The sequence below is a fragment of the Streptomyces sp. ISL-98 genome (assembly GCF_018614055.1).
Classification (GTDB): Bacteria; Actinomycetota; Actinomycetes; order Streptomycetales; family Streptomycetaceae; genus Streptomyces; species Streptomyces spiramyceticus.
The window spans coordinates 58,249-65,442 of the sequence record NZ_JAGGPB010000033.1; the positions used below are offsets into that span (position 1 = coordinate 58,249).

Consider the following 7,194-nt stretch of genomic DNA (forward strand, 5'->3'; position numbering starts at 1 on the left):
GGGGACTTCACATAAACCTCAAGGGGAACTCCGCTCAGGAGCGTCGAAGGCTGTTTCAGCTGGCCCCGAAGCCGTAGCCGGGCGCTGGATTACGGCAACGGCTCTCTGTGCTTAAAGACCACCTGCAACGGCATCGGTCCGGTGCGCCGCTTGCCTGTCACTCCACCCCGGTGATGAGGCGGACGCGACCATCGTCGGTGCTTCGGGGGGCCATGAAGCCGAGCCGAGTGCGGGTCTCGACGGTGATCCCTGTCTGGGTGGCTGCCTTGGTCCGGGCCGCTTCTCGCCCCCGGGCAACTTCGGTGCCCGCCGCGCGGGCAGGGCGCTACTGATGATCTCTGCATGGTGTCGCCTTGCGGTCGTCCATGGCCCCAGCTCAGAGGCCCTGCCGCCATGCGACATCACGCGCGGAATCTCAGTAACCGGGCGGGACAGTCCGGGCCACTGGGGGATTTACGCTGGTCGCCCTGCCTCATGGGAGGACGCAGACATGAACGTGTTTAACGGCGGTGACGGCCGGTACCTGGAGATGATCAACGGCGGCACGGCGGTGTTCGTGGACGTGCTGATGCTCGCCGTGTCCGCGCTGGCCCACGAGCCGTGGGACTTCCGCTTCGCCGCCCTGCTGACGCTCCAGGACCAGAACGTGATGGGGCGTGGGGTGGTCGGCTTCGGCCTGGCGGAGCTCGACTGGGGGGACACGCCGCAGGAGGCGGCCGCGGCCAAGGGCTTCCTGCTGCGCGTCCTCGATCTGGCGCTGTCCCGCCACCGGTGGGAGGAACTGACGTACGAGCCGCCCCGGGCCGAGGGGTACCTGCGCACGTACCGGGCGATGGTGGAGGAGTTCGACCCTGCGACCGCGAGGGCCGGCACATGTGTCCTGCCCGGGCCGCAGGAGGCCGCGATGGCCTCGTGCGTACGTCACCGGGTGCTGGACGCGCTGCCGTTCTGGGAGGCGTGCGTGTTCTGCACGGCCGGGGTCTGAGGGTCTACGTCCCGCAGCCTACGTCAACGGTACGAGAAGACCGCACAGTCCTACCACTGGCTTTGTCCACGAGTCTCGACAGCAGACGTTCAGCTTGGTGGGAGGCGCTGCGTTCAGCGGAAAGTTGATGTTCACGAGGTTGGGCAGCACCCGTCGGCGGCACTCCTCTCGGGCCCGTCCGAGAGCCGGGGTCACCAGTCGACGTGGGCGGCGATCCACCTGGCCAGGTGGTCTTCGTCGCCCGTCGGCGGAAGCTCGGGACCGCAGGTGAGTGGGGTGTAGGACAGTTGCAGGTGGGTGAGGTAGCCGTAGGGGCCGTTGTCGGAGGCCGGTCCGAGTACCAGGGCGTGGGTGGGGGTGCGCCAAATGCGATGCGTCATTGCGGGCCCGGTGACCATGGCTGCGGATCACAGAATCGTGCGCTCCGGGGCTGTGCGGAGATGCTCGGTCACTGCCTGCGCTGCTTGCGCGAGCACGTTCTGGCAGTCCTGGTCGGTAGCAGGTCTGCGGCCACTCCAGCCGGGCTGCTGCTGCCAGTCCTCCATGAGGCCGTACAGCCACGGTCCGTTGACCATACGCTCGTCATACGGGTCGACGGGGTACAGCTCGCCGAAGACCAGGAAGTGCCGGGCGTCTGGGTGCCCGAACGGGACGAGGCCGTCGGTACACAGCACGTGCCCGAAACCGGTGCGGATGGAGTCGCAGACCAGTTCGTGTTCCCAGCTCCATCCCCGTTGCTGCATCTCCGCATCGATGGCGTCGTCGTCACAGGCTTGCGGCGCGGTCGGTAGGGCTACGAGCTCGGCAACGGCCTCCGCGGTCAACAGCCGGTGGGCGAGAGCATGTACGGGTATCGGCATGTGGACCACTCTAGGAGTGCCCGATGCTGTCGAAACTCGCGAACATGACGTCCGGGCGCCGGCGGGCGAGTGCCTCCCGAGCCGCTGTCGAAGTGCTGTCCGGTGTCGTGGACAAAGCCACTACCACACAGCCGTCACCCTCGCCTCGCTCCTGCTGTGGGAGTGACACTTTGACGACAACTCCTAAGGGCCCGAGGTTCGTGATACCGCGTGGACCTCAAGGTTCCGTTACGTCCTGTGGTGAAACAGCCCCGCACTGCGATACCCCGGGGCGGTCAAAATGAACCCGCCGCCCCAGTCTTCGCAGACCTGCTCCAGAATCCCAGCTCCGTGTCCGGCGGCACACGTCGCCAACTCGGTGCAGATCCGCTCCTTCTCAGTACGAGCAGCCGTTCCCACCCGCCGCGCGCTCCGCTCCGCCCGCTGGAAGCAAACCTCAACTGAGAAAGCCGCAGGCACCCGAGGCCACTCGAAAGATTCAGAGACCATCTCCGCCTCTGCCCGCATTATCGAAGACGCAACCCTGCACACAAGTCTGCGATTCCAAGGCGATCTGGATACGCACACGGTGACTCCAAGCCCCTGCGCGGTCCGGCCGCCCACGGCCGGGCGCGGCACCGGACTGTCAGTGGCAGCTCGTAGCGTCGGATACCACCGGGCGGCCGAGCCCGCCGAGCAAGAAGGAGCAGGACGATGGGACGAATCGATATCGACCGGGACGCCCTGGAGCAGCTCCTGCCGGGCGGACAAGACAGCTACCAGGCGTTCAACGAGCTTGCCACGACGCACCGTGGCCGCTCCACACGGGAGAGCCTCCCCGCGCTGCGCCAGGCTGGCTTTGTAACCAAGGGCGGGAGTCGTTTCGACGTGACTGTGGGAGTCACCTGCTGATGCCCCTGACCACCTACCTGGCCGGCCACGGACCACTCGACGCGACCCTCGACGACCTCGGCCGCGCCCTGACCTGGGACGCCGTCTACCGCGCACGTCCTCGCGCCGCACTCACGTGCACGGACTGTGGCCAGAGCATGCACGCCAAGATGTCCGGCAGGGGCGGCCGGTTCTTCGCCCACCACCGCCGCTCACCCCACTGCGCCAGCGGAGGCGAAACGGCAGAACACCGCAACCTCAAACGGGAGTTAGCCCGCGCCGCGCGAGAAGCCGGCCACCATGCCGAACTGGAAGTCACCGCCGGGCACCGCGGCTGGCGGGCCGATGTGCTGGTAACGGCACCAGAAGGCCGACGCACGGCCCTCGAAGCGCAAATCTCCTCCGCCTCCCTCGACGACGTCCTCGAACGCACCCGCTGCTACCGGGACGACGGCATCGACGTCGTCTGGTTCACCCCACACGCCGCACGCTGGCTCACCCATGTCCCCTCCGCCCGCCTCCACCGCCCCGCCACGCCCCAGTCACCGTGGCAGCGGACTCACGAGACAGCGAGACAGTTCAGCGCTGATCCCTGCGAATGCGACCCGAGCCCGCCCTGGCACGGCCCCGTCCACGCCGGCTGGGACCGCCCCACCGACATGCCCCTGACGGACTTCGTCACCGCGCTGCTCCACGGCCGCCTGATCCCGCTGGAGAACACCACCGCACTCGGCCTGCGCTATGACGGATGGGCCACACCCGAGGACATCGAAACCGCCTCGGCATACGCAACGCCCCATGCTGCCTCCGCGCCCCTGCCGACAGCACCCGCCCACACCCGCGACCCTTCTCTGCCCTGGTATCAGCAGTGGCCCCCCGAAGACCAGCGCCGCCTGCTGGAGGCGGCCAAGGCGTGGGTACGGCAGACCACCGGCAAGCCGGCCATGGCCAGACCCCGGTGGACCGCCGACTGGCTGGCGGGCGGCCTCGCGCTCTCGCGTCACGTTGAGGGAACCTGGAGCATCACCCGCGCCGCACTCATACGCCCCGACCCCGCACGCATCGACTGGGAACTCCTCGGCGATATCCCCGTCATCGTCGGCTCCCAAGAAGAGCGCGAGGCCCTCAAAGCAACAGCGGGCCCATGGGCCCGCATCATCACCCTTGCGGGAACATCACGGTGAGCTCGTCGCCGGCCTCCGCCTGCGGCACCGCAGCCACATCACTGAATCGAACCCCGGAAGCCGGGCCTCGCACCAGTCGAGGTGAAACTGGCACAACTTGACGCACGGGCTGCCCGGGAACGGCAGGCTGTCCACACGGGCATGTCGGCCTTCCCGCAGATCGTTGCCCGGGCCACGACCGTCGCTACACCGCAGGAGTCCCTATGACCTCGACCGAAGCCGCCGCCGAGCCCGGCGCCCGCACGACGCCGGCACCGCTGAGCATGATCCGGCTCACCTACACCCACCACGAGGACTGGTACAGCGACGGAGACGACGGCCCCAGCTTCTGGAACGTCTCCGCCGACGTCTACGACCACGAAGGCCGCGGGACGATCGAGCACGTCGGTGACTTCGAGTTCGTCCGCATCGACCCCTTCGAGACCCGCGACATGTTCGGCGTCCTCGACGGGCACGACGGTGACCTGGGCCTGATGGCCGAGACCCTCCTCGACCCGTCCACCGGCGAATTCCAGGACGACCTCGACGAGTTCACCGAGCCGATCTACTCCAGCATGCTGATCCTCACCAACGCCCGACTGGAAAGGTCCTGGCAGGGCTTCGGCCTGGGCGTCCTGCTGACCGCACGCGCGATCGACAAGCTCAGCCCCGGCTGCCGAGGCATCGCCTGCTTCCCCGCCCCGATCAACGGCGGCCCCAGCGACCCGGACAACAAGGAAACCCGCCCGCTCGCCATCGCCACCCTCGGAAAGGTCTGGGAGAAGATCGGCTTCAGGCACTACCGCAACGGCGTCTTTGTCCTCGACCTCGGCACCATCACCCTCGGCGAAGCCATCAAGGACCTCACCGACAGCGTCAGCAAGGTTCCCCAGGCGAACGAAGACGACTACATCGACGCCAGGTAGCCACCGGACCGGCTGCAGATCGAGGTGGGTCCTGCCGAGCCTCGCAGGCCCCCCTGACCAGGCACGTCGCCGGGTCAAGCGCTGACCGGATCTGTCTACCCGTCACCCCGCCCGGCCCACAGGCCGGGTGAAGCACCGGTCGGGCCGCGCTCACGGCAACGCAGATGATCGCGAAGGCACCCGCGACTGCTGACGGAACCCCATCCGCCTCCGCTCTTGATCCCGGTGGGGGCGCTGCGCAGCGCCTTGAAAACGGCACGGCGAGGCGTCATCCCTGACGGTTAGGCGTACCCCGGCCTGGACCGCCGGGCAACGTTCGCGGGCGGCCCGCCCGTGGGCGTTCGGGTCCGGTCAACTCCCGGGCACCCAGTGCGCCGTCGGTGCCCGCGACCTGGCCGGAAAGCGGGGCCGGACCGGTTGTCAGAGGCGGACCTTATGCTGCGCCCGCAGCGCGGGTGCGTGCCGCGCGCACCGTTACGCGGGGGAGTCGAGACGATGGGCCGTCCACGTAAGGACCCGCGGGCGCCGTCGGAGATCATGCGCGCGGCTGGCCTGGAGCCGCTGGAGCCGTACCCCGGTACTGGTGTTCCGTGGCGCTGCCGGCATGTGACCTGCGGGCGCGAGGTTACCCCGCGCCTGAGCAACATCACCAAGGGGCAGCAGGGCTGCGTGTACTGCTCGGGCCGGCGGATCGACCCGCAGGCGGCGGCCGCGGTGATGCGCGCGGCGGGCCTGGAGCCGCTGGGGCCCTACCCGGGCAGCGACCGGCACTGGCGCTGCCTGCATCTGACTTGCGGACGGGAAGTCACCCCCCTCTACGTCAGTATCAACTCCGGGAGCGGGCCGTGCCGGTGGTGCGCCCCGAACGCTCCGGTCGACCCGGACGTCGCGGCGGCCGACATGCGCGCGGCCGGACTGGAACCGCTCGCCCCCTACCCGGGCGTGGATACTCCGTGGCCAGTGCGCTGCCTGGCCTGCGGGACGGACGGCACGCCCACACTGGGCTCCATCCGTCAAGGCCAGGGCGGCTGCTGGCCCTGCGGCCGGCGCAAGGCCGACGCGGCGATGCGTCACAACGCCCAGGCGGCGGCCGCGGTGATGCGCGCAGCCGACCTGGAACCCCTGGAGCCCTACCCGGGCACCGCGTTCCCGTGGAAGAGCCGCTGCACCCGCTGCGGCGCCACCGTCTCCCCCCGTCTGGGCTCCCTCACCGGCCGAAGCCGCCCCTCATGCAAATCGTGCGCCGACCGGGCCACCGGCATCGCCGCCCGCCACGACGAGAGCCTGGCCGTCGCCGAGATGCGCGAGCGCGGATTCGAACCCCAGGAGCCCTACCGAGGCGTCAAGTACCCCTGGCAGTGCCTGTGTCACGGCTGCGGAACGCTCACCTCACCCAGCTTCGGCTCGATCCTGGCCGGCCAGAGCGGATGCCGACGCTGCGCCGACCTACGGGCCGCCGCAGCCCGCCGCGAGGACCCCGAACGGGCCGCCGCCTCAATGCGCGAGGCCGGACTCACGCCCCTTCAGCCGTACACCACGTCCATGACACCCTGGCGATGCCGCTGCACCACCTGCGGCCGCACCTCAACACCCACCCTGGCCAAGGTCCGCAGCGGCCGTGGCTGCAAGTACTGCGCCCGACATGGCTTCAACCGCGCCGCCCCCGCCCGTGTCTACATCGTCACCCACGCCGGGCACCAGGCCCTCAAGATCGGCGTCGCCGGCGCGCACCAGCGCAACGACCGCATTGCCCAGCACGCCCGCTACGGATGGGAGCTGTTCTACGAGCATCACGTCCCCACTGGCGACGACGCCCTACTGGTCGAACAGGCGATCCTGCGCCGACTGCGCGCCGCCGGCCACGATGTCTTCCTGACCGCAGCCGACCTGCCCAACGGATGGACCGAGACCTTCGACGCCCAGCACGTCAGCGCGGCCGACCTGCGTGACGCGATCCGGGACGAAAGCCAAGCCGCCTCCCTCACCACCGAGCCTCTCACGCTGTTCTGACGACTCAGAAGCTGAACCCGAAGGGGGTACCTGCCAAATCCAGGACTTCAACCAAATCGACATTCCACTAAGCTGACGACCCATCATCCAGTGGAGGCGCCAGGATCCCAAATCTGACGGTTTATCAACTCAGCGGCCCCCACCCCTGCCCCTTTTTGCTGCCTGAAGTAACAGCAACCACAGAAGAGCTGACGGCGCTTCACCGGAGATAAACTACAGCTCAACTGCGCGAGGCACGTCGCGCAGCAGAGTGCCCAATCCGTGCGCAGCACGGATTCACCGGGACGCAGTCCCGCCCTGCGGTACCCGTTGGGGCGCAGACCCAACTACGGGCGCTTGCGCCCGCCTTTGCGAAGGGCGCAGCCCTGAGACACCCGCTC

Annotated in this window: 7 protein-coding genes; 5 read left to right on the forward strand and 2 right to left on the reverse strand. The window is 68.8% G+C overall.

What is annotated here, in order from left to right; all coding sequences use genetic code 11:
- The first annotated feature begins 490 nt into the window (after window positions 1–490).
- The gene (locus J7I98_RS22180) at window positions 491–985 is read left to right on the forward strand and encodes a hypothetical protein (RefSeq protein ID WP_214923296.1); all 495 of its coding nucleotides are present in this window, start codon (window positions 491–493) and stop codon (window positions 983–985) included.
- A gap of 191 nt (window positions 986–1,176) precedes the next feature.
- On the opposite strand, the gene J7I98_RS22185 is transcribed toward J7I98_RS22180, so the two are convergent.
- Window positions 1,177–1,365 (reverse strand): hypothetical protein, encoded by a 189-nt coding sequence (locus tag J7I98_RS22185; RefSeq protein ID WP_251021003.1) that lies wholly within the window; start codon window positions 1,363–1,365, stop codon window positions 1,177–1,179.
- Between the two features lie 27 nt (window positions 1,366–1,392).
- Entirely contained in the window at window positions 1,393–1,845 is a 453-nt protein-coding gene (locus J7I98_RS41215) for a hypothetical protein (RefSeq protein ID WP_251021004.1), read from the reverse strand.
- Between the two features lie 693 nt (window positions 1,846–2,538).
- Here J7I98_RS41215 and J7I98_RS22190 point away from each other — a divergent pair.
- The 4 genes from J7I98_RS22190 (at window position 2,539) to J7I98_RS22205 (ending at window position 6,814) form a co-directional block, all read left to right on the forward strand.
- Complete coding sequence (locus tag J7I98_RS22190; RefSeq protein WP_214923299.1) at window positions 2,539–2,736, forward strand: hypothetical protein; 198 nt, start codon at window positions 2,539–2,541, stop codon at window positions 2,734–2,736.
- Window positions 2,736–3,899: a competence protein CoiA gene (locus tag J7I98_RS22195; RefSeq protein ID WP_214923302.1), complete on the forward strand. Its 1,164-nt coding sequence runs from the start codon at window positions 2,736–2,738 to the stop codon at window positions 3,897–3,899. Before J7I98_RS22190 ends, J7I98_RS22195 begins: the two co-directional genes overlap by 1 nt.
- Before the next feature lie 203 nt (window positions 3,900–4,102).
- A complete protein-coding gene (locus tag J7I98_RS22200) occupies window positions 4,103–4,804 on the forward strand; it encodes a hypothetical protein (RefSeq protein ID WP_214923306.1) in 702 nt (233 codons plus the stop codon).
- A 495-nt stretch (window positions 4,805–5,299) separates the two neighbouring features.
- A complete protein-coding gene (locus J7I98_RS22205) occupies window positions 5,300–6,814 on the forward strand; it encodes a GIY-YIG nuclease family protein (protein WP_214923308.1) in 1,515 nt (504 codons plus the stop codon).
- Window positions 6,815–7,194 lie beyond the last annotated feature (380 nt).